The 19,389-nt window shown below is 58.0% G+C and carries 17 protein-coding genes; 13 read left to right on the plus strand and 4 right to left on the minus strand.

Annotated features, from left to right (window positions below; all coding sequences use genetic code 11):
- Positions 1–8: 8 nt before the first annotated feature.
- The 3 genes from OSH03_RS00905 to OSH03_RS00915 are packed head-to-tail and all read right to left on the minus strand — an operon-like array spanning position 9 to position 2,998.
- Positions 9–1,541: an ABC transporter substrate-binding protein gene (locus tag OSH03_RS00905; protein WP_266177986.1), complete on the minus strand. Its 1,533-nt coding sequence runs from the start codon at positions 1,539–1,541 to the stop codon at positions 9–11.
- A gap of 14 nt (positions 1,542–1,555) precedes the next feature.
- Positions 1,556–2,131, minus strand: a complete 576-nt coding sequence (gene ddpX / locus OSH03_RS00910) for a D-alanyl-D-alanine dipeptidase (protein ID WP_048959010.1) — start codon at positions 2,129–2,131, stop codon at positions 1,556–1,558.
- 12 nt (positions 2,132–2,143) lie between these two features.
- Entirely contained in the window at positions 2,144–2,998 is an 855-nt protein-coding gene (locus OSH03_RS00915) for a MurR/RpiR family transcriptional regulator (RefSeq protein WP_266177987.1), read from the minus strand.
- A 266-nt stretch (positions 2,999–3,264) separates the two neighbouring features.
- On the opposite strand from OSH03_RS00915, the gene OSH03_RS00920 reads away from it, so the two are divergent.
- From OSH03_RS00920 to OSH03_RS00955, 8 genes are all read left to right on the plus strand, one after another.
- Positions 3,265–4,746 carry an alpha/beta hydrolase gene (locus OSH03_RS00920; protein WP_266177988.1) on the plus strand — a complete coding sequence of 494 codons (1,482 nt, stop codon included), beginning with the start codon at positions 3,265–3,267 and terminating at the stop codon, positions 4,744–4,746.
- Positions 4,747–4,841: 95 nt separating this feature from the next.
- Entirely contained in the window at positions 4,842–6,053 is a 1,212-nt protein-coding gene (locus tag OSH03_RS00925) for a diguanylate phosphodiesterase (protein ID WP_266178617.1), read from the plus strand.
- An 88-nt stretch (positions 6,054–6,141) separates the two neighbouring features.
- Entirely contained in the window at positions 6,142–7,032 is an 891-nt protein-coding gene (locus OSH03_RS00930) for an aminoimidazole riboside kinase (RefSeq protein WP_266177989.1), read from the plus strand.
- A 173-nt stretch (positions 7,033–7,205) separates the two neighbouring features.
- Positions 7,206–8,723, plus strand: coding sequence for a carbohydrate porin (locus OSH03_RS00935; protein WP_266177990.1), 1,518 nt, complete (start codon positions 7,206–7,208; stop codon positions 8,721–8,723).
- 66 nt (positions 8,724–8,789) lie between these two features.
- Positions 8,790–10,160, plus strand: coding sequence for a sucrose-specific PTS transporter subunit IIBC (locus OSH03_RS00940; protein WP_266177991.1), 1,371 nt, complete (start codon positions 8,790–8,792; stop codon positions 10,158–10,160).
- Positions 10,160–11,566, plus strand: a complete 1,407-nt coding sequence (locus tag OSH03_RS00945) for a sucrose-6-phosphate hydrolase (RefSeq protein WP_266177992.1) — start codon at positions 10,160–10,162, stop codon at positions 11,564–11,566. Before OSH03_RS00940 ends, OSH03_RS00945 begins: the two co-directional genes overlap by 1 nt.
- Before the next feature lie 28 nt (positions 11,567–11,594).
- The gene (locus OSH03_RS00950) at positions 11,595–12,611 is read left to right on the plus strand and encodes a LacI family DNA-binding transcriptional regulator (RefSeq protein ID WP_266177993.1); all 1,017 of its coding nucleotides are present in this window, start codon (positions 11,595–11,597) and stop codon (positions 12,609–12,611) included.
- 89 nt (positions 12,612–12,700) lie between these two features.
- The gene (locus OSH03_RS00955) at positions 12,701–14,251 is read left to right on the plus strand and encodes a methyl-accepting chemotaxis protein (protein WP_266177994.1); all 1,551 of its coding nucleotides are present in this window, start codon (positions 12,701–12,703) and stop codon (positions 14,249–14,251) included.
- 264 nt (positions 14,252–14,515) lie between these two features.
- On the opposite strand, the gene OSH03_RS00960 is transcribed toward OSH03_RS00955, so the two are convergent.
- The gene (locus OSH03_RS00960) at positions 14,516–15,304 is read right to left on the minus strand and encodes a hypothetical protein (protein WP_266177995.1); all 789 of its coding nucleotides are present in this window, start codon (positions 15,302–15,304) and stop codon (positions 14,516–14,518) included.
- Between the two features lie 166 nt (positions 15,305–15,470).
- Here OSH03_RS00960 and OSH03_RS00965 point away from each other — a divergent pair, with 166 nt between their 5' ends.
- The 5 genes from OSH03_RS00965 (at position 15,471) to OSH03_RS00985 (ending at position 19,386) form a co-directional block, all read left to right on the plus strand.
- Positions 15,471–15,710: a hypothetical protein gene (locus tag OSH03_RS00965; protein ID WP_266177996.1), complete on the plus strand. Its 240-nt coding sequence runs from the start codon at positions 15,471–15,473 to the stop codon at positions 15,708–15,710.
- 158 nt (positions 15,711–15,868) lie between these two features.
- Positions 15,869–16,288: a hypothetical protein gene (locus tag OSH03_RS00970; RefSeq protein WP_266177997.1), complete on the plus strand. Its 420-nt coding sequence runs from the start codon at positions 15,869–15,871 to the stop codon at positions 16,286–16,288.
- Positions 16,289–16,293: 5 nt separating this feature from the next.
- Complete coding sequence (locus tag OSH03_RS00975; protein ID WP_266178618.1) at positions 16,294–16,854, plus strand: RNA polymerase sigma factor; 561 nt, start codon at positions 16,294–16,296, stop codon at positions 16,852–16,854.
- A gap of 87 nt (positions 16,855–16,941) precedes the next feature.
- Entirely contained in the window at positions 16,942–17,313 is a 372-nt protein-coding gene (locus OSH03_RS00980; protein ID WP_266177998.1) for a hypothetical protein, read from the plus strand.
- A gap of 48 nt (positions 17,314–17,361) precedes the next feature.
- Positions 17,362–19,386 (plus strand): protein-disulfide reductase DsbD family protein, encoded by a 2,025-nt coding sequence (locus OSH03_RS00985; protein WP_266177999.1) that lies wholly within the window; start codon positions 17,362–17,364, stop codon positions 19,384–19,386.
- Positions 19,387–19,389 lie beyond the last annotated feature (3 nt).

The raw sequence follows: 19,389 nt of genomic DNA on the forward strand, positions 1-19,389 counted from the left end.
GAGAACCGTTATTTACTCATGGTGGCGATGTTGAACACCTGCTCCAGCATCGGATTAAAGGTGAAGCCTTTGACCTCTTTGTTCATCGCCAGCTGGTAGTTCTTCTGGAACAGATAGACGTAGGCCGCTTCGTCAATCACCACCTTTTGCGCCTGCTGGTAATCTTTGGTGCGTTCCGCCTGGTCGGTGGTTTTCAGCGCGGCCTGCAGCAGCGAATCCACCTCTTTGTTCTCATAGAACGAGCGGTTGCCCGGCAGCCCCTTTTTGTCCGATTCGAACCAATAGTTCATGAACATGTACGGGTCGGCAAAATCCGGGCTCCAGTTGCCGATGGCAATGTCGTAATCGCCTTTTCCGACGCGGTCGCGCATGGTGGCATTGGCCAGTTTTTCCAGCTTGACGTTAATGCCGATCTTGCCGAGGCTCGCCTGAGTGGAGAGGGCGATCGGCTCCCAGTTCGGGTCGTTGTCCGAATAGAGGAAGGTCAGGCTGGCGGGCTTGTCTTTGACCTTCTCCAGCGCCGCTTTGGCTTTGGCCTCGTCGAAGCTGTACTGCATGGCCGCGGCGTCAAAGCCCCACATGCCTTCCGGGATCGGGCCGCGCATCTGCTTGCCGTTGCCGCTCAGAATGCCTTTCACAATCCCCTGGTAGTCCGTCGCCCATGAGATGGCCCGGCGTAAATCCACCTGATTGAGCGGCGCTTTGCTGTTGTTGAGGTAGAGATAGGTCACGCGCAGGGACGGGTATTCCGCGACGGCGACTTTGCCTTCCTGCTTCAGGGCCGAAAGCTGATCGACCGGCAGGGAGTCGGCGATGTCCAGATCGCCGCGAGAAAGCTGCAGTCGGCGCGAGGCGCTCTCGCCGATAATCTTCACCGAGACGCGCTTAAAGTGCGGCTTCTCGCCCGGCCAGTGGGGGTTCGGCACCAGGATCAGCTGCTGGCCTTTCTGCCAGCTTTTCAGCATAAACGGCCCGGAACCGGCGGTGTTTTGCGCCAGAAAACCGCGCGCGTCGTCCGCGGCATTGGCCTTCAGCACCGCCGGGTTAATGATGGACGCCCCGTCGTTTGCCAGCGTGTAAAGGAAAGGCGCGAACGGCTGGCTGAGGGTGAATTTCACCGTGTGGTCATCCACGGCATCAATTTTCAGATCTTTCGGGAAGGCTTCAGACGGCCCCTGGCCGAGCTTCAGCAGGCGCTCAAAGGAGAGTTTGACCGCTTCGGCGGTGACCGGCGTGCCGTCGGAGAATTTGGCGTTATCCGCCAGGGTAAATGTCCACTCTTTCTGGTCGTCGGACGCTTTCCAGCCCGTCGACAAATCGCCCTCCACCTCGGTAGAGCCGGGCTTGTACTTAACCAGACGCTGGTAGGACGGATAGGTGACGGTCCAGTCGTTGTTATCAATGGTGATGGCCGGGTCAAGCGTTTGCGGATCGGCGGCTTTACCGATTGCGAGCATGTCTTTTGGGACGGCGGCCAGCGCCAGCGGGGCGCTCAACGCCAGCGTGGCGCCGATTACGGTCGTGAGAAGCGATGTTTTCATGGCAGTGCTCCAGGTTAAAGAGAGGTGTGCGTCAGGGGAAAACAGGCAAAACGGTCTTCCAGCAGCGGATAGCTGGCGGCGTTCGGCAGTTCGAAGTGCCACCATTCGCTGCTAATCCCCACAAAGCCGCCGCCGAACATGATGGCGTTCAGCAGCAGACGGTTGCGCTGGGCGTGCGGCGGTACGGAGGGGTGATACGGATGCGAGCGGTCATGCATTTCGTCAAAGCCGGCGCCCATATCCAGCACGCTGTTATGCTCGTCCATCAGGGTGACGTCGATGGCCGTCCCGCGGCTGTGATTGGAGCCAATTGCCACGTCGACCACGTATTCCGGGTTCGGGCAGGCGTCCCACAGCTGGGCCTGCGCCTGCTGCGGCCGGTAGGCGTCGTACACAACCAGCTTCAGCCCGGCCAGCGCGGCAATGCTGATGGCTTTTGCCAGCGCGGTGGCGGCGTCGGTATGCAGCAGGCACAGCGCCTCCTGATAGATCGGCCTGCCGGTGATGTTGTCGGCGGTGGCATACTTCAGATCGATATGCAGCGTGGGAAACGTCTTCGCCACATCAATCAGTTCACTCTCATCGGGCATAGCTCCGCTCCTTTAGCGTTCGAATTGACCAAACTCTTGTTGTAATTGTCGGTTGACCGCCAGACGCGCCGGAAGCGCTTCACCCAGCGCTTCCACCACGCCCGACAGCAGCAGGTTGAACAGACAGCTCACGGGGGCAAGTGAATCCCAGAAATGACCGGTGTCGGTTTTCACCTGCAGTAAATCCATCGGGTAATCCCGCGCCCACGGGCACCAGATGTCGGTGATTAAGGCCAGCGGAATGCCTTTCTCGCTGGCCACGCGGCAGTACTGGCGGGCCATGGCGGAGTAGGCGCGCGTATCGGTCAGCACAACGTAAGGGTGCGAAAAGCCCGAGTTCAGGGACTCCACCCAGCTGCCGGAAGCGCCCTCGGAATAGCTCACGCGCGGGCGAAGGTACTCAAGGTGGCTGAAGAAAGCGTTGGCGATCCCGCGCGTGGACTGGATCCCCAGCACAAAAACCGCGTCGGCATGGGCGAGGTTGTGCACCACCTGACGGAAGGCGTCCGTTTGCGCCAGCTGATACACCTGCGTGATGGCGTCCACCTCCAGCGACAGGGCGTGCTGAAGGCGGTTGGGCAGGGGGCGCTGCTGCTGCCAGGAGTCCAGCCGCTCGTTCATGCCCCAGGGCTGGTACGGTTCGCGCAGGCTCTTTTTGGCATCTTCCAGGTTGCGGTACCCCAGCTTGCGCAGGAAGCGTCCGACGGTGATCCCGCTGGTCCCGCTTGCCAGACCGACGCTCTCCGCCGTTTCAAAAGGGATTTGCGCGGCGTGCGCCAGCAGCCAGCTTCCGACCCGCTTTTCGCTGGGGGTGAGCTGGCTGAACGTCGCTTCGATACGGCTCAACATCTCGGGTTTCGTCGTCATACCGCCTCGCTGTTAATTGGCTGTCAAAAGCTGGGTTTGTGTTACCGGGTTAACAATGCATGACGTGTGCCATGTTCACAGGGCGGTTAAAACCCGCCGTGCTGTAAATTTCACGCAATATTTGGTTAACCGATGATCAACATTTGTGCAGCGTAGTTCACTTTTGGTGCAGCGGCTGACGCGGCAGGTATGAATTTGGTGAATACGTCAGCGCGTTCACATTTTTGATAAGATAGAAGCATTGTGAACATGAAAGGGATCCCGGCATGGCGAATTTGCCCTGGCGAATCAGCGTGCGCCTGGTGGCGCTGGCAAAGAAAACAGGGATGGTCGTGGGGATCGTCCTGGTCGTCCTGCTGGCGGTGCGGGTCTATCTCTCGCAGCAGGGGCCGGAGCTGCACCCCTGGCACACCTGGCGGGCGGACGAGATGTCCGTGCGTGAACTCGATAACGCCAACTTTGCCGGGTATGTTGCCCGGGAAAACGCCATTTTCGCCGAGCTGGATAGAGCGGTGACGGCGAAAACAGAGGGCGAGGAACAAACGCCGCTAAACCGCTATTATCGCCAAAGCCTGGTGTGGCCGGGGCAGTTTACGCCCGATGCCAACCGCTCCTTCGTGCTGATGCCGAACGGGAAGCCGCGCGGCGCGGTGGTATTGCTGCACGGGCTGACGGACTCGCCTTACAGCGTCAGGCACCTTGCCGAAAATTATCAGCAGCACGGCTTTGTGGCCGTGGCACCGCGCCTGCCCGGACACGGCACCGCGCCCGGCGCGCTGACGGACGTTGACTGGGAGATGTGGCTCGCCGCAGCGCGTCTTGCCGTGCGGGAAGCCACGCGCCTGGCGGGAGAGAACGTGCCTCTGCATCTGGTGGGGTACTCCAACGGCGGGGCGCTGGCGATGAAATATGCTCTCGATGCGCTGGATTCCTCTTCGCTTCGTCGGCCGCAGCAGGTAATCCTGCTCTCACCGATGATCGGCGTGACGTCCTTTGCGCGCTTTGCCGGTTTTGCAGGGCTACCGGCGCTGCTGCCGGCGTTTGCCAAAGCGGCGTGGCTGAATATCTCTCCGGAATATAACCCGTATAAATACAACTCCTTCCCGGTGAACGCCGCCCGCCAGTCGTGGCTGCTGACGAAGGCCCTGCAGGAACAGATTGGCCGCGAGGCGCGGGAGAACAGGCTGGCGAATTTGCCGCCGGTACTGGCGTTCCAGTCGGTCATGGATTCTACGGTCAGCACCCGCGCGGTGGTGAGCGGCCTGTTTGACCAGCTTCCTGCAAACGGCAGCGAGCTGGTGGTGTTTGACATCAACCAGGCGGCGAGCTTCCGCCCGCTGTTCAAGCCCTCGTCGTGGACGGCAACCTCGGCGCTCCTGCCGGTTGCCGAGAGGCGTTACAGTGTCACGATTATCACCAATGCCAGCGAGCACAGTCTCTCGACGGTGGCGAAAACAACCCCGGCAGGCAGCACCCGCGAAACGGTCGTGCCGCTTGCGCAGGCCTGGCCGCAGGATGTCTATTCGCTGTCGCACGTTGCCGTGCCGTTCCCGCCGGATGACGATCTCTACGGTCGCGAGCCTGGCGTGAAAAACCGCTACGGGATAAGCCTGGGGACGATTGCGCTGTGGGGAGAGACGTCCGTGCTTAGCGTTGGCAAAGAGGCGCTGATGAGGGTCACCTCAAACCCGTTTTATGGCTATATGCAGGAGAGGATTAACAGCCGAATCGGGGTTGAGAAAAAGTAACGTTCCCTTGTGGCGTGAATGTGTTAGGTCGCATTGTTAAAGTATGTTAAACAGTAGCTTCAATGCACCGCTCTTTCTCATCGGAACACCCTATTGTGCTGACCACGCTGATTTACCGAAGCCAGTTGAAATTATCCTGTCAGTCCTCCGCGCTGAGGGAGCTGGTGGAGCACGCCCGGATCCGCAATGCCAGTCTGAATATCACCGGGGTTCTGCTCGCAAAAGGCACTGACGTGCTGCAAATACTCGAAGGTTCTGAAGAGAGCGTGGTTAAGCTGTTCCATAAAATCCGCAATGACAAGCGGCACGGCGGGGTGGTTGAACTGATGCGGGATTACGGCCCGCGCAGGCGTTTTGAAAATGTCGGCATGCTGCTGTTCGATCTGCAGACGCAGTCATCGAAAGAGGTTCTGCAGTCGGTTTTGCATTACAGCAAGCTGGACAGCTATCTGACATCTGATGACCGGGTGTTCAAATTTATACAGACGTTTATTACGGGCAAACGTCCGGCTCCGTCGGGGGGACGCTACGATCCGGCAAAATGGACGCTCTCAACGGAAACTTTACCGCTGGGAGAAAGCCTGGGCCTGCTTGTCAGCCAGCACTGCCAGTTTGCGCTTCAGCCCATTATTGAGCCCTCGGAAGGTAAGATCAGCTCCTTTGAAGCTCTTATCCGCGGCAATGATGGCGGCAGCCCGGAACATTTCTTCAGCGCCCTGGACCCGGCCAAAATCTATGAAGTCGATCTCCAGACGAAAGCGTATGCCTTCGCGCTGGCGCAAAAGCTGGGGATTGGCAGCCATAAAATTGCGGTCAATCTGCTGCCGATGTCGCTGGTGAACGTCCCGGGCGCGGTGGCGTTTCTGGTCGATCAGATTAAACAGCATGGGCTTCAGCCGGAGCAGGTGGTCGTTGAAATCACTGAAAACGAGATGATATCCGGGCTTAACCAGTTCAACAGCGCCATTAAACAGCTACGCGCCGAGGGCGTGGGGCTGGCGATTGATGATTTCGGTTCCGGCTATGCCGGACTTTCGCTGCTGACCCGCTTCCAGCCGGATAAAATCAAAATCGACCGCGAAATCATCAGCGACATCCACCTCAGCGGCCCGAAGCAGGCGATTGTGCGCTCCATCATCAGCTGCTGCTCCGATCTTGAAATTACCCTGGTGGCCGAGGGGATCGAGAAAATAGAGGAGTGGTGCTGGCTCGAATCTGCCGGGATCCGCCGCTTCCAGGGCTTCCTGTTTGCCCGTCCGCAGCTTAACGGCGTCGGCGATATTCGCTGGCCGCATCTGATGCGTTAGGCAATTTTCCTCCCGCGTTATTTCCCCTTAGCCCTGCCTGTGCTTAAATAGCTAAAACGGTTTAACATGGTTTAGCTAAGAGGATCACATGGAAAAAATCTGGGTACTTGGCGATGCGGTGGTGGATTTATTGCCCGATGGTGAAGGGAGACTACTGCAGTGCCCCGGCGGGGCACCGGCAAACGTCGCGGTGGGCATTGCCCGGCTGGGGGGCAAAAGCGCGTTTATCGGCAGGGTTGGCGACGATCCTTTCGGGCGCTTTATGGCGAAAACGCTCGCTGACGAGCGGGTTGACGTGAAGCATATGCGCCTTGACCCGGCGCACCGCACCTCGACGGTGGTGGTGGATCTGGACGACCACGGCGAACGCTCGTTTACCTTCATGGTACGCCCGAGCGCCGATCTGTTTCTTGAACCTGCCGACCTGCCGACCTTCAGCGCGGGCGAGTGGCTGCACGTCTGTTCCATCGCGCTAAGCGCAGAGCCGAGCCGCTCGGCGACCTTTCAGGCGATGGACGCCATCCGGAAGGTGGGCGGCTACGTGAGCTTCGACCCCAATATTCGCCCGGATCTCTGGCCGGATGAAAACGCGCTGCGTCGCTGCCTGGAACAGGCCCTGCAAAGCGCCGACGTGGTCAAGCTCTCCGCTGAGGAACTGACGTTTTTAACCGGCGATGCGGATGTACAACAAGGTCTGAACGCGCTGATGCAGCGCTGCCCGGCGCGCCTGGTGCTGGTCACCCAGGGAAAAGAGGGCGTTATCGCCTGGCATCAGGGCGGGGTGAAACACTATCCGGCCACCCCTGTGCAGTGCGTCGATACCACCGGCGCGGGGGATGCCTTCGTCGCCGGGCTGCTCTACGGGCTGGCCGCCGGTCAGGAGCTGGTTCCGGTAATCGCCTTAGCCCAGCGCTGCGGGGCGTTAGCCACCACGGCAAAGGGGGCGATGACCGCGTTACCCTGGCAGCAGGATCTGTAATTTATTCCTTCACGGGCCGCCGTTCGGCGGCCTGAATTGTCGCCCCGATCACACTTACTAAAACGGTTTAGCAAAAAAGATTGCCGATCCAAAATTCCGAGGTTTAGTATCAGCAGCCTAAACCGGTTTAGCAATTTAGCACGTTCGATTAATACTTTTAGGGATGCGACAAAATGTATAAAAAACGCAGACTTGCCGTGATGATAGGCATGCTGGCCGGCAGTACCTCTGTTTTTGCCCAGACGGATATGACAAGCATCGAAGCGCGCCTTGCCGCGATGGAGCAGCGCCTTCAGGCTGCTGAAGCGCGTGCGCAGAGCGCTGAAAAACGCGCCACCGAAGCCGAGCAAAAAACGCAGCAGCTGGTCGCCGCCCAGCAGCAGACGCAAACCACAGCCCAGGCGGTGGCGCAGCGTACCGCCGCGCTGGAGAAAAAGGCGGACCAGAGCAGCGGGTTTGAGTTCCACGGCTACGCCCGTTCCGGCCTGCTGATGAACGACGCGGCCTCCAGCAGCAAAAGCGGCCCGTACCTGACGCCAGCCGGGGAAACCGGCGGTGCGGTAGGGCGTCTGGGTAACGAAGCCGACACCTACGTCGAGCTGAACCTGGAGCACAAGCAAACCCTGGATAACGGGGCGACCACGCGCTTCAAGGCGATGCTGGCCGACGGTCAGCGAACCTATAACGACTGGTCAGCAGACACCAGCGATCTCAATATTCGCCAGGCCTTTGCGGAGCTGGGCAACCTGCCTGATTTTACCGGCGCGCTGAAGGGCAGCACCTTCTGGGCGGGTAAACGCTTCGACCGCGACAACTTTGACATTCACTGGCTGGATTCCGACGTGGTGTTCCTCGCAGGTACCGGTGGCGGCGTCTACGACGTGAAGTGGAACGATTCGCTGCGCAGCAACTTCTCGATCTACGGCCGTAACTTCGGCAGCGTGGAACAGACCGACAATAACGTTCAGAACTATATCCTCACCATGAACCACTTCGCCGGGCCTTTGCAGGTGATGGTCAGCGGCCTGCGGGCGAAGGATAACGACGACCGTAAAGACGCTAACGGCGATCTCATCAAAACCGACGCGGCCAATAACGGCGTTCATGCCCTGGTTGGGCTGCACAACGAGAGCTTCTACGGCCTGCGGGAAGGGAGTGCCAAAACGGCGCTGCTGTACGGTCACGGCCTGGGGGCAGAAGTTAAGAGCATCGGTTCCGACGGGGCGCTGCTCTCTGATGCCGATACCTGGCGCTTCGCAAGTTACGGTGTCACGACTGTTGGCGGTGGCTGGAGCATCGCGCCTGCCGTGCTGGCGCAGAGCAGCAAAGATCGCTACGTCAAGGGCGACAGCTATGAGTGGGTGACGCTCAACGCCCGCCTGATCAAAGAGGTGACCCAGAACTTCGCCCTGGCGTTTGAGGGAAGCTATCAGTACATGGATTTAAATCCGGAAGGCTATAAGGACCGTAACGCCGTTAACGGCAGTTTCTACAAGCTGACCTTTGCGCCAACGCTAAAAGCGAGCAAAATCGGCGATTTCTTCAGCCGCCCGGAGCTGCGCCTGTTTGCCACCTGGATGGACTGGAGCAGCAAACTGGATAATTACGCCAGCGATGATGCCTTTGGCAGCAGCGGCTTCAACGCCGGCGGGGAATGGAACTTTGGGGTCCAGATGGAAACCTGGTTTTAACCCATCACGCTCCCGCCCGGCGGGGGCGTTTCGCACATCATAAAAAGAAGTCAGGCAGAGGTATCTATGGATGTTAATCAAATCGCCCGCGAGCTTATTCCGCTGCTGGGCGGCAAGGAAAATATTGCCAGAGCGGCGCACTGCGCAACGCGTCTTCGTCTGGTGCTGGTCGATGACGCGCTTGCCGATCGGCAGGCGATTGGCAAGGTCGAGGGCGTGAAGGGCTGTTTTCATAACGCCGGGCAGATGCAGGTGATTTTCGGCACGGGCGTGGTGAATAAGGTCTACGCCGCGTTTATTCAGGCGGCGGGGATTAGCGAGTCCAGCAAGTCTGAAGCCGCAGATCTGGCGGCGCGCAAGCTGAACCCGTTCCAGCGCATTGCGCGTCTGCTCTCCAATATCTTCGTTCCGATCATTCCCGCCATTGTGGCGTCCGGCCTGCTGATGGGCCTGCTCGGGATGGTGAAAACCTACGGCTGGGTCAATGCGGATAACGCCCTCTACATCATGCTGGACATGTGCAGCTCGGCGGCGTTTATCATTCTGCCAATCCTGATCGGCTTTACCGCGGCGCGGGAGTTTGGCGGTAACCCGTATCTGGGCGCGACGCTGGGCGGCATTCTGACCCACCCGGCGCTAACCAACGCCTGGGGCGTGGCCTCCGGCTTCCACACCATGAACTTCTTCGGCCTTGAGATCGCGATGATTGGCTACCAGGGCACGGTATTCCCGGTGCTGCTGGCCGTCTGGTTTATGAGCATCGTCGAGAAAAACCTGCGCCGCGCGATCCCGGACGCCCTGGATCTGATTTTGACGCCGTTTCTCACCGTCGTTATCTCCGGCTTTATCGCCTTGCTGATTATCGGCCCGGCAGGGCGCGCGCTGGGCGACGGCATCTCCTTTATCCTCAGCACGCTGATTGAACACGCGGGCTGGCTGGCCGGGCTGCTGTTCGGCGGCCTGTACTCGGTGATTGTGATCACCGGTATTCACCACAGCTTCCACGCGATTGAGGCCGGGCTGCTGGGTAACCCGTCGATTGGCGTGAACTTCCTGCTGCCGATCTGGGCCATGGCGAACGTGGCGCAGGGCGGCGCCTGCCTGGCGGTGTGGTTCAAAACCAAAGACGTGAAAATCAAGGCCATTACCTTACCGTCGGCGTTCTCTGCGATGCTGGGCATCACCGAAGCGGCCATTTTTGGTATCAACCTGCGCTTCGTGAAGCCGTTTATCGCCGCGCTGATCGGCGGCGCGGCGGGCGGGGCCTGGGTAGTGTCAGTCCATGTCTACATGACCGCCGTCGGGCTGACCGCCATTCCGGGCATGGCCATCGTGCAGGCCAGCTCGCTGCTCAACTATATTATCGGCATGGTGATTGCCTTCGGCGTGGCGTTTACCGTCTCGCTGCTGCTGAAATATAAAACGGACTCTGAATAATGACGTTACCTTCCCGCTGGCCTGCGATCCTGCAGGCCGTTATGAAAGGGCAGCCGCGGGCGCTGGCGGATAGCCACTACCCGCAGTGGCACCCCGCGCCGGTGACGGGTCTGATGAACGACCCGAACGGGTTTATCTGGTTTGCCGGACGCTACCATCTGTTTTATCAGTGGAACCCGCTGGGCTGCGAGCATCGCTTTAAATGCTGGGGGCACTGGAGCTCTGCGGACCTGGTGCACTGGCAGCATGAGCCGCTGGCGCTGATGCCCGACGAAGAGTATGACCGCAACGGCTGCTACTCCGGTAGCGCCGTGGACAACCAGGGCGTCCTGACGCTGTGCTACACCGGCAACGTTAAGTTTGATGACGGCAGCCGCACCGCCTGGCAGTGCCTGGCGGAGGAACAGGCGGACGGAACCTTTAAGAAGCTGGGGCCGGTCCTGGCGCTGCCGGAAGGCTACACCGGCCACGTTCGCGACCCGAAGGTGTGGCAGCACGACGGGGAGTGGTACATGGTGCTCGGCGCGCAGGATGTGCAAAAGCGCGGCAAGGTGCTGCTGTTTAAATCAGCCGATTTGCACGCCTGGGCGTCCTGCGGGGAGATCGCCGGTCACGGCGTCAACGGCCTGACGGAAGCGGGGTATATGTGGGAGTGTCCGGACCTGTTCGCCCTCGACGGCACGCACGTGCTGATCTGCTGCCCGCAGGGGCTGGCGCGCGAGCCGCATCGCTACCTCAACACCTATCCGGCCACCTGGATGAGCGGGGCATTTGACTACGCCAGCGCCGCATTCGATCACGGCGAGCTGCACGAGCTGGACGCGGGCTTTGAGTTCTACGCCCCGCAAACCTCGTTAGCAGAAGATGGACGCCGCATTCTGATCGGCTGGATGGGCATACCGGACGGGGAAGAGATGCTTCAGCCGACGCGGGCGCACGGCTGGATGCACCAGATGACCTGCCCGCGCGAACTTCGCTATCGCGACGGCAGGCTCTGGCAGACCCCGGCGCGCGAGCTGGCGGCGCTGCGCGAAGAAGAGCAGCGCTGGCAGGGGCGCGCCAGCGAGGCGCCGGAACTGGACGCGGCGCGCCTGGAGTTTGAGCTGGGCGCATCGCAGGTGAATGTTGATTTTGCCGGCGCGCTGCGCCTCACGATCGATGAGCAGGGCGTGCGCCTGGAACGCGCCAGCCTGAAAACCGGTGAAACGTTGACCCGCTACTGGCTGGGCGACGTCCGTCATTTACGCGTTCTGTGCGACCGCTCCAGCGTCGAAATTTTCATCAATCACGGCGAAGGGGTGATGAGCAGCCGCTATTTTCCTGACCATCCGGCCCGGGTGCGATTCGAAGGTGCGTCCGACATCACATTACGCTACTGGTCGCTGCGCGCCTGCATGATAGAATGAGGGTTTTGGCAGCCGGATCTAAGTCGTTGTGAGAAAAACAAAACGCGTCACCATTAAAGACATCGCGGAGCTGGCGGGGGTGTCAAAAGCCACCGCCAGCCTGGTCCTGAACGGGCGCAGCAAAGAGCTTCGCGTGGCGGAAGAGACGCGCGAGCGCGTGCTGGCGATTGCAAAAGAGCACCACTATCAGCCCAGCATTCACGCCCGGTCGCTGCGCGATAACCGCAGCCACACCATTGGCCTGGTGGTTCCTGAGATCACCAACTACGGTTTTGCCGTCTTTTCTCACGAGCTGGAGACGCTGTGCCGCGAGGCGGGCGTTCAGCTGCTGATCTCCTGCAGCGATGAAAATCCGGGGCAGGAGACGGTGGTGGTGAACAACATGGTGGCGCGTCAGGTGGACGGGCTGATTGTGGCCTCCAGCATGCTGAACGATGCGGACTACCTGAAGCTCAGCGAGCAGCTGCCCGTGGTGCTTTTTGACCGGCATATGAACGACAGCGCGCTGCCGCTGGTGATCACCGATTCCATTACCCCGACAGCAACGCTTGTAGCGGACATTGCGCGTCAGCATCCGGATGAATTCTACTTCCTCGGCGGCCAGCCGCGGCTTTCTCCGACGCGCGACCGTCTGGAAGGGTTTAAGCAAGGTCTGCGAGAGGCCGGCGTGGAGCTGAGCCCCGAGTGGATCATTCACGGCAACTATCACCCGAGCTCCGGATACGAGATGTTTGCTGAACTTTGTGCGCGTCTGGGACGTCCGCCAAAAGCGCTGTTCACCGCCGCCTGTGGGCTGCTGGAAGGGGTATTGCGCTATATGGGCCAGCACAACCTGTTGCAAAGCGAGATCAGGTTAGCCAGCTTTGACGATCACTATCTGTATGATTCGCTGACGATCCCGGTGGATACCATTCGCCAGGACAACCGCCAGCTGGCGTGGCACTGCTTTGATCTGATTGGCAAACTGATCGAAGGGGAGACGCCGCAGCCATTGCAGCGCAAGCTGGATGCCACCTTGCAGCGGCGCTATAAGCCAGCGGTATAGCGCCGACCGATACATCAATAACTTTAATTAATTTAAGTTTTGGATGCGCCGATAACCATAAGGAATAATTCTCCTTGAGGTATTGGTTTATGTCGTTGAAAAAGTCGTCCCTGATTGTCCTGTTCTCACTGCTTTTGTTCTTTGTTGTCAGCACCGTGACCAGCGTTGGCCTCATCATTAAAAGTAATAACTCGCTGGATAACGTGAACAAAGAGATCCAGGTGGTGCTGTCGATTATTGACCCCATCAACCACAGCCGTACCCTGCGCGTGCGGGTGATGGAGTATGTGAAGATGGTGGAAGCGGGCAACTCGACAGACGAGTCTGCAAAGCTTGCCGCAGTGAAAGAGGCGCTGACCAAAGCGGACAATGCCTTTGCGGCCTTTATGGCTTCGCCGCGTCTGACTGATGAAGCGCCGCTGGTGAGCGCCTATCAGGACGCCTGGCAAAACTACCGTAACCAGGGGCTGGCGCCGCTGATCGATGCCGCGGCGGCGCACGATGTCGCCAAATTTAACGCGCTGATCCCGGAAGTTTCCCGTCTCGACCGCCAGTATGAAATCGTGCTCGACCAGGTGCTTTCGGTTCATCAAAAATACGCCAAAAGCCTGAACGAGGATGCGCGCAGTAATTTCGTCTCCGGCCTGGTGATGATTGCCGTTATTGCCAGCCTGTTTGTGGTGGTGATTGTTGCCGTCAGCATTTTCATGAAGCGCTTCGTCTTTGCCCCGGTCAACCTGGCGCGCGAGCACTGCAGCCAGATTGCGGCGGGCAAGCTGGACATTCCGGTGCCGGTGAAGGGGAGTTCACATAACGAAATCGACCACCTGATGGGCTCGATGGAGCAGATGCGTCAGGCACTGCTTGCCACCATCGCCCAGGTGCGCGATGCAAGCCATACCGTGACGCACGCGGCGCAGGAGATTGCCTCCGGGAATATCGACCTGGCTTCGCGTACCGAGCAGCAGGCTTCAGCGTTGACCCAGACCGCGGCGAGCATGGAAGAGCTGAGCGCGACGGTGGCGAACAATACCGACAACGTCTATCAGGCCGGTAAACTGGTGCAGGACGCGGTGAAAAATGCCCACACCGGTGAAGCGGTGACCCGTGAAGTGATCGACACGATGAACACCATCGCGGCGAACTCGAAGCGCATCGAAGACATTACCAGCGTGATCAACAGCATCGCCTTCCAGACCAATATTCTGGCGCTGAACGCGGCGGTTGAAGCGGCGCGCGCCGGCACGCAGGGGCGCGGATTTGCGGTGGTCGCCAGCGAAGTGCGCACCCTGGCACAGAAAAGCGCGGTGGCGGCTAAGGACATCGAGAGCCTGATCGCGCAGTCGGTTTCCAGCGTCAAAAACGGCGCGGAGCTGGTGAGCCGCTCGGGCGAGGTCATTGATTCGATTATTTCGTCGGTGAATAAGGTGAATACGCTGATGGAGCAAATCTCTGTCGCCTCCGAAGAGCAGAGCCGCGGGATCGGCCAGGTCGGGCAGGCGGTGACCGAGATGGATGGCGTAACCCAGCAGAACGCCGCGCTGGTGCAGCAGTCTGCGGCGGCGGCGGCCTCGCTGGAAGAGCAGGCGCAGCAGCTTTCACGGAGTATTTCGAGTTTTAGGTTGCCGGTGCAGGCTTGATTGATGGTGGGAGGCTCCTGAGGGGGCCTCGTCGTTTACTACTTCCACCACAATTCTTTTAATTCTGACAGTTTTCTTTGGTGATTTTTTACATTTGTAATGACTAACATGTTTTTTTGATTGACTAAAACAACACAAAACTAGCCATCTCTAAAATATATGGAGCTAAAACGGGTAGACTTAAAATAGCAATACCCCCTTAAAGGCACTCTCGAAAGCCACCTTCTATAAAAGTGGTCGAAGGTGGGCTTTTACTTTTCTCGATCAGTTCTGATTTTGTATTAATAACTTATAATTTATGACATGGGTGCTGGCACGATTGAATTGGTATAATGAAAAAACCCACAAAACGCTAGTGATGCAATAAATGTAAGATATAAGTTTTAGCGTGTTTTTTCTGTTATTTACAGACTGGATTTCTTTTTCAAGCCACCATATATACGACAATCTATTATCAAGTAACTTCGTACATGCTATAGATAACATTGAGTCCTTAGCGATAGAGTTCGGGATATTCTTGCAATCCTCTTTACTATGAACGGTGGCGTTATCGATGGATCTGTTAAGTGATGTTATGATCAGCTTTTCTTTAGAAAGGTAATAACTAAATTCCTTGTAGTCGACTTTGACGAATCCATCTACAATCTTTGTTTGCTCAATCCATGCATAATTCCCCATGAAAAATATAACTAACCCAATTAAATAGGAGAAGATTAATTTCTTTTTCGACATTTTTATAGTGATGTCTCCCCATGAACTAGTAAATAAAAACCATGATGGCTTTAACACCCCCTCATTTAACCCTCTTTGTATTAGTCGCGCGTCGTTTAGGTTGGTGGTGTTAATTCCATTGGTGATTTTGAATAGTTGGATATCAAACCATTTATCATCAAGTTCTTTCATTCTTACATCTGAGTAGCCAATTGCCAAGTAGCGAAAGACAAATCTTAGTAAATTAGACATTCCATACGCTCTGTTTATAATTACTATAAATACAGCGCCATAAATAAAATAAATAATGAAATCTTTATTTTTAAAAATATCAGAGAACATTTTGGAGCCTCAAACTTAAGTGGTAACTTATACATCGGCAGTTGTTAGTAAAACTTTAATGCCACGGACAGTATGTAGTTTATGAATTTTGTGCCATTTTATATAACCTTGCAGTATCATTATCTTATTATCATTGTTCATGATTGAGAAAGGAGCTACAACGGAAATGGGAAAGCGCAAGAGTGCTCTGGTTTATGTCCTGACCGTCATTATATTTTTGCTTATTATCCCTGAGATCATTCTGCGTGTATGCACGTCAGAGCAACTTGGTCGTATCAGCGACTTCACCAGTTTAGGTGGCTTGTTAAATCCACTTTTGTCCTTGCTCATCTTCCTCGCACTGGTGTCAATCATACTGGCCGCCATCGCTATCGCATTCTTTAAGCGAATTATTCGCAAAAAATGATGGCCTGACGTTGACTCATAGCGAGCGCCAGCCCTAACCGCTATGAGTCCAAATTTCGCAGCACAAAAAAAATTATATTCACCCCGGCAATATTTCCCTTCCTCATCCGTCTACCTCATCACAAGCCATAATCAGTTACTGTAAACGAGGTAAACACCATGAGAGATTTTGAACTGCACGGCAGAGGACACGGGCGCGGATTCGGTCGCCACCGTATGGGCAAGGGCTTAGTCATCGGCGCGGTAATTTTCATCGTGCTCGGCCTGCTGGTTATGTCCCTGTGGAACGCCTTACTCCCGGCGATCCTCGGCGTGAAGGCCATCGGGTTCTGGCAGGCACTGGGCATTCTGGTGCTGAGCCGCATTCTGTTTGGCGGGCTGGGTTTCCGCCCGGGGATGTTTGGCGCGCACCGCCGGATGCACGAGCGCTGGATGAACATGACGCCCGAGCAGCGCGAGGCGTTTATTCAGCAGCGCCGCGAAGGGTTTGGTCGCCACGGGCGCGGGCACTGCGGCTGGCACGGCCATCGTGACGACAAGCGCGACGACGCCGCGCCAAAAACGCCGGAATCAGAGTGAGCGAAATGAAATCCGGGGAGGCGGGCGGATCCATGCTGATGTCGGCGCTCAATGCCTGCCGCACCAGGCTGAAAGCTTTTATTCGCGGACGGACGTCCGTTCGCGATGATGCCGACGACATTTTGCAGGAAGTAACCTATCAGCTGATGAAAGTGGAGCAGCCGGTCGAAAACGTCGCGGCCTGGCTGTTCCGCGCGGCGCGTAACGAGATGACCGACCGGGCGCGTAAAAAGCGCGAGGTGCCGCTCTCCGGCTATTTTACGGGCGAAGACGAAGAGGGTTTCCCCGAAGACGAGCTGGCCGAAACCCTGTTCGGCGTACCGCAAACGCCGGAGGAGGAGTATCTCAAAACGCTGCTGTGGGAAGTGCTGGGGCAGGCGCTGTCAGAACTCCCGCCGCCGCAGCGCGAGGTATTTGAAAAGACCGAGCTGCACGGCTGCAGCATTAAAATGCTGGCAGAGGAGACGGGGGCCAGCGAGCAGGCGCTGTTATCCCGCAAGCACAAGGCGGTGCTGTTTCTGCGCACGCGGCTGCGGGATATCTACGACGCGCTGACGGGTGAATAGCGGCGACAGACAAAACCTTACACTCCGGATACTTGTAGATTCATCACTATCGTTTATGATCGGGGCGTCTTGTTATTGTGGAATATTATGCGCAACCGTCAGCTCCTCGGAAAATGGCTTTTGATCATCACCTGTCTCGCGATGGCGCTTTGCCTCGTGCAGCGTGCGGTGTATCTCAACCATTTTTTACAGGGACTGGATCCGCAGATTTCACTGAGTGCAGATGCCCCAACGCAAAGCAGCAAGACTGAGCCGTCCGGGCCATCGCCCTGCCAGCTAGGCGCCCAGTCGCTTCTTTGTGCCCAGCCCCTGTTCTTTGACGGCGCGCTGCCGGCCATCATTATCTTCTTCGCGCTGTTACAGCTACTGACGCAAGGGCGGGCATTTTCTCCCGCGGAACAGCCCGTTCAGGCACCGCCTCCCCGAATACACCTTAAAAACTGCGTTTTCCGTGAATGAAAATCATCGTCTTAACACGATAATTTTTCACTGTTCACGGAGTAATACATGGTTAACCTCTTCAGGGGATTCGTCCTCCTGTGGCTGTCCTGCATCGGCATTGTCCATGCGGCAGACACCGGCTGGCTGGTCTCCCCACAAAACGATCACGCCCGCATCCGCTTCCAGGCGGAAAGGGAACAAGCGCACATTAAAGGCCTGCTCACCGTTGAGCTAAAGCCCGGCTGGAAAACCTACTGGCGATCGCCGGGCGAGGGCGGTGTGGCCCCGAAAATCAGCTGGCCGGAAGGCGTAACCGACAGCTGGTCCTGGCCGGTACCGTCGCGTTTCGACATCTCCGGCATGACCACGCAGGGGTATCACGACAAGGTCACGATTCCGATCGTTCTCGACGGGGTGAAGAGCGACACGCTGGACGGGACGCTTACGCTCTCCACGTGCAGTAACGTCTGCCTGCTGACGGACTATCCGCTGCATCTCGATTTTAACCAGCCGGTGGATGAGGGCTTTCAGGCCGCCTTCGAGCAAGCGATGCGCACCGTTCCGGGCACGTCGGGCGTATCCGCGGATCTGGCCGCCTGGCTCTCTGTCGACAAGCTGGTGATTACCGGCACCACGGACGGGAAGTGGGACAATCCGGGGATCTACTTTGACCCGCTGGAGGGTGACGTTCTGCCCGGTGAGCCGGTCATTAAACACGACGGCAATACGCTTCGGGTGGCGGTACCCGTGACCGACGAATGGGGCGATAAACCCGTCTCGCTGGAAGGCAAGAAGCTGTCGTTTGTGCTGACCAATGGCGGTAACGCGCAGCAAACCAACATGACCGTTGGCGCTGCCCCCGCAGAGCCTTCCGCACCGGGCGGAACGGGCAAAATGGTGCTTTTTGCCCTGCTGGGCGGGCTGATCCTGAACCTGATGCCCTGCGTGCTGCCGGTAATGGGCATGAAGCTTAACAGCATCCTGCAGGCGGGATCGGACAGGCGCGCCATCAGGCTGCGCTTCCTGGCCACCAGCGCCGGGATCCTCACCTCCTTTATGCTGCTGGCCGCGATGGTGACCGCGCTTAAGCTGACCGGGGCGTCGCTTGGGTGGGGCATTCAGTTCCAGAACCCGTGGTTTATCGGCCTGATGGTCGCCGTGACCTTCCTCTTTGCGCTGAACCTGTTTGGGGCGTTTGAGATGCTGCTCCCTTCAGCCGCCGCCGGGCGGCTGGCAACGGCAGGGGGCACAGGGCTTGGCGGCAGCTTCTGCGAAGGGATGTTCGCCACGCTGCTGGCCACGCCGTGCTCCGCGCCGTTCCTCGGTACGGCCGTTGCCTTTGCCCTTGGCGCGCCGCTGCACTCCCTGTGGCTTATCTTCCTGATGCTCGGCGTGGGCATGAGCCTGCCGTGGCTGTTTGTCGCCCTGGTGCCGAAAACGGCCATGATGCTGCCAAAACCCGGCCGTTGGATGAATACGCTCAAAACGATCCTGGGCCTGATGATGCTGGCCTCCAGCCTCTGGCTGGTCACGCTGCTGAGCCTGCATCTGGGCGAGGCGGTCAGCCAGATCGTGATGCTGGTGCTGATCGCTATCGCGCTGGCGCTGTTCGCGAAGAAGGGGCAAACCTCCTCGCCGTTGTTCTGGGTCGTGGTCATCGCGCTGTCGGTGTCTGGCGGATATCAGCTGCGCGGGTTGCTCAACTCACCGTCTGACGCCACCACGCAAAGCGTGGCACAGACCATCCCGTGGCAGCCGCTCAGCGAGGAAGCCATCCAGCATGCGCTGGCGCAGGGGAAACGGGTGTTTGTGGATATCTCCGCGGACTGGTGCGTGACCTGTAAAGTTAACGAGCACCGGGTACTGCGTCAGCCGGACGTTATTGCCGCGCTGAGCCAGCCGGACGTGGTGGCCCTGCGCGGAGACTGGAGCCAGCCCTCCGCGCTTATCGCGGAGTTTCTGGCGAAGCGAAACCGTTACGCCATTCCCTTTAATGAGGTGTATGGCCCCGGCGCGCCTGACGGAGAGATCCTTTCGCCGCTGCTGGATAAGCACACTCTGGTCACCACCCTGAATAACGCAAAAGGCTAATGC

This window comes from Enterobacter nematophilus (genome assembly GCF_026344075.1).
In the GTDB taxonomy this organism is placed as follows: domain Bacteria; phylum Pseudomonadota; class Gammaproteobacteria; order Enterobacterales; family Enterobacteriaceae; genus Enterobacter; species Enterobacter nematophilus.

What these genes read in the sequence shown, in the direction of transcription:
- OSH03_RS00945 (WP_266177992.1), top strand. Translation starts at nt 10,160, where the DNA reads ATGACGTTACCTTCCCGCTGGCCTGCGATCCTGCAGGCCGTTATGAAA.
- OSH03_RS00940 (WP_266177991.1), top strand. Translation starts at nt 8,790, where the DNA reads ATGGATGTTAATCAAATCGCCCGCGAGCTTATTCCGCTGCTGGGCGGC.
- ddpX (WP_048959010.1), bottom strand. Translation starts at nt 2,131, where the DNA reads ATGCCCGATGAGAGTGAACTGATTGATGTGGCGAAGACGTTTCCCACG.
- OSH03_RS00960 (WP_266177995.1), bottom strand. Translation starts at nt 15,304, where the DNA reads ATGTTCTCTGATATTTTTAAAAATAAAGATTTCATTATTTATTTTATT.
- OSH03_RS00965 (WP_266177996.1), top strand. Translation starts at nt 15,471, where the DNA reads ATGGGAAAGCGCAAGAGTGCTCTGGTTTATGTCCTGACCGTCATTATA.
- OSH03_RS00980 (WP_266177998.1), top strand. Translation starts at nt 16,942, where the DNA reads ATGCGCAACCGTCAGCTCCTCGGAAAATGGCTTTTGATCATCACCTGT.
- OSH03_RS00905 (WP_266177986.1), bottom strand. Translation starts at nt 1,541, where the DNA reads ATGAAAACATCGCTTCTCACGACCGTAATCGGCGCCACGCTGGCGTTG.
- OSH03_RS00930 (WP_266177989.1), top strand. Translation starts at nt 6,142, where the DNA reads ATGGAAAAAATCTGGGTACTTGGCGATGCGGTGGTGGATTTATTGCCC.
- OSH03_RS00955 (WP_266177994.1), top strand. Translation starts at nt 12,701, where the DNA reads ATGTCGTTGAAAAAGTCGTCCCTGATTGTCCTGTTCTCACTGCTTTTG.
- OSH03_RS00920 (WP_266177988.1), top strand. Translation starts at nt 3,265, where the DNA reads ATGGCGAATTTGCCCTGGCGAATCAGCGTGCGCCTGGTGGCGCTGGCA.
- OSH03_RS00970 (WP_266177997.1), top strand. Translation starts at nt 15,869, where the DNA reads ATGAGAGATTTTGAACTGCACGGCAGAGGACACGGGCGCGGATTCGGT.
- OSH03_RS00975 (WP_266178618.1), top strand. Translation starts at nt 16,294, where the DNA reads ATGAAATCCGGGGAGGCGGGCGGATCCATGCTGATGTCGGCGCTCAAT.
- OSH03_RS00935 (WP_266177990.1), top strand. Translation starts at nt 7,206, where the DNA reads ATGTATAAAAAACGCAGACTTGCCGTGATGATAGGCATGCTGGCCGGC.
- OSH03_RS00985 (WP_266177999.1), top strand. Translation starts at nt 17,362, where the DNA reads ATGGTTAACCTCTTCAGGGGATTCGTCCTCCTGTGGCTGTCCTGCATC.
- OSH03_RS00915 (WP_266177987.1), bottom strand. Translation starts at nt 2,998, where the DNA reads ATGACGACGAAACCCGAGATGTTGAGCCGTATCGAAGCGACGTTCAGC.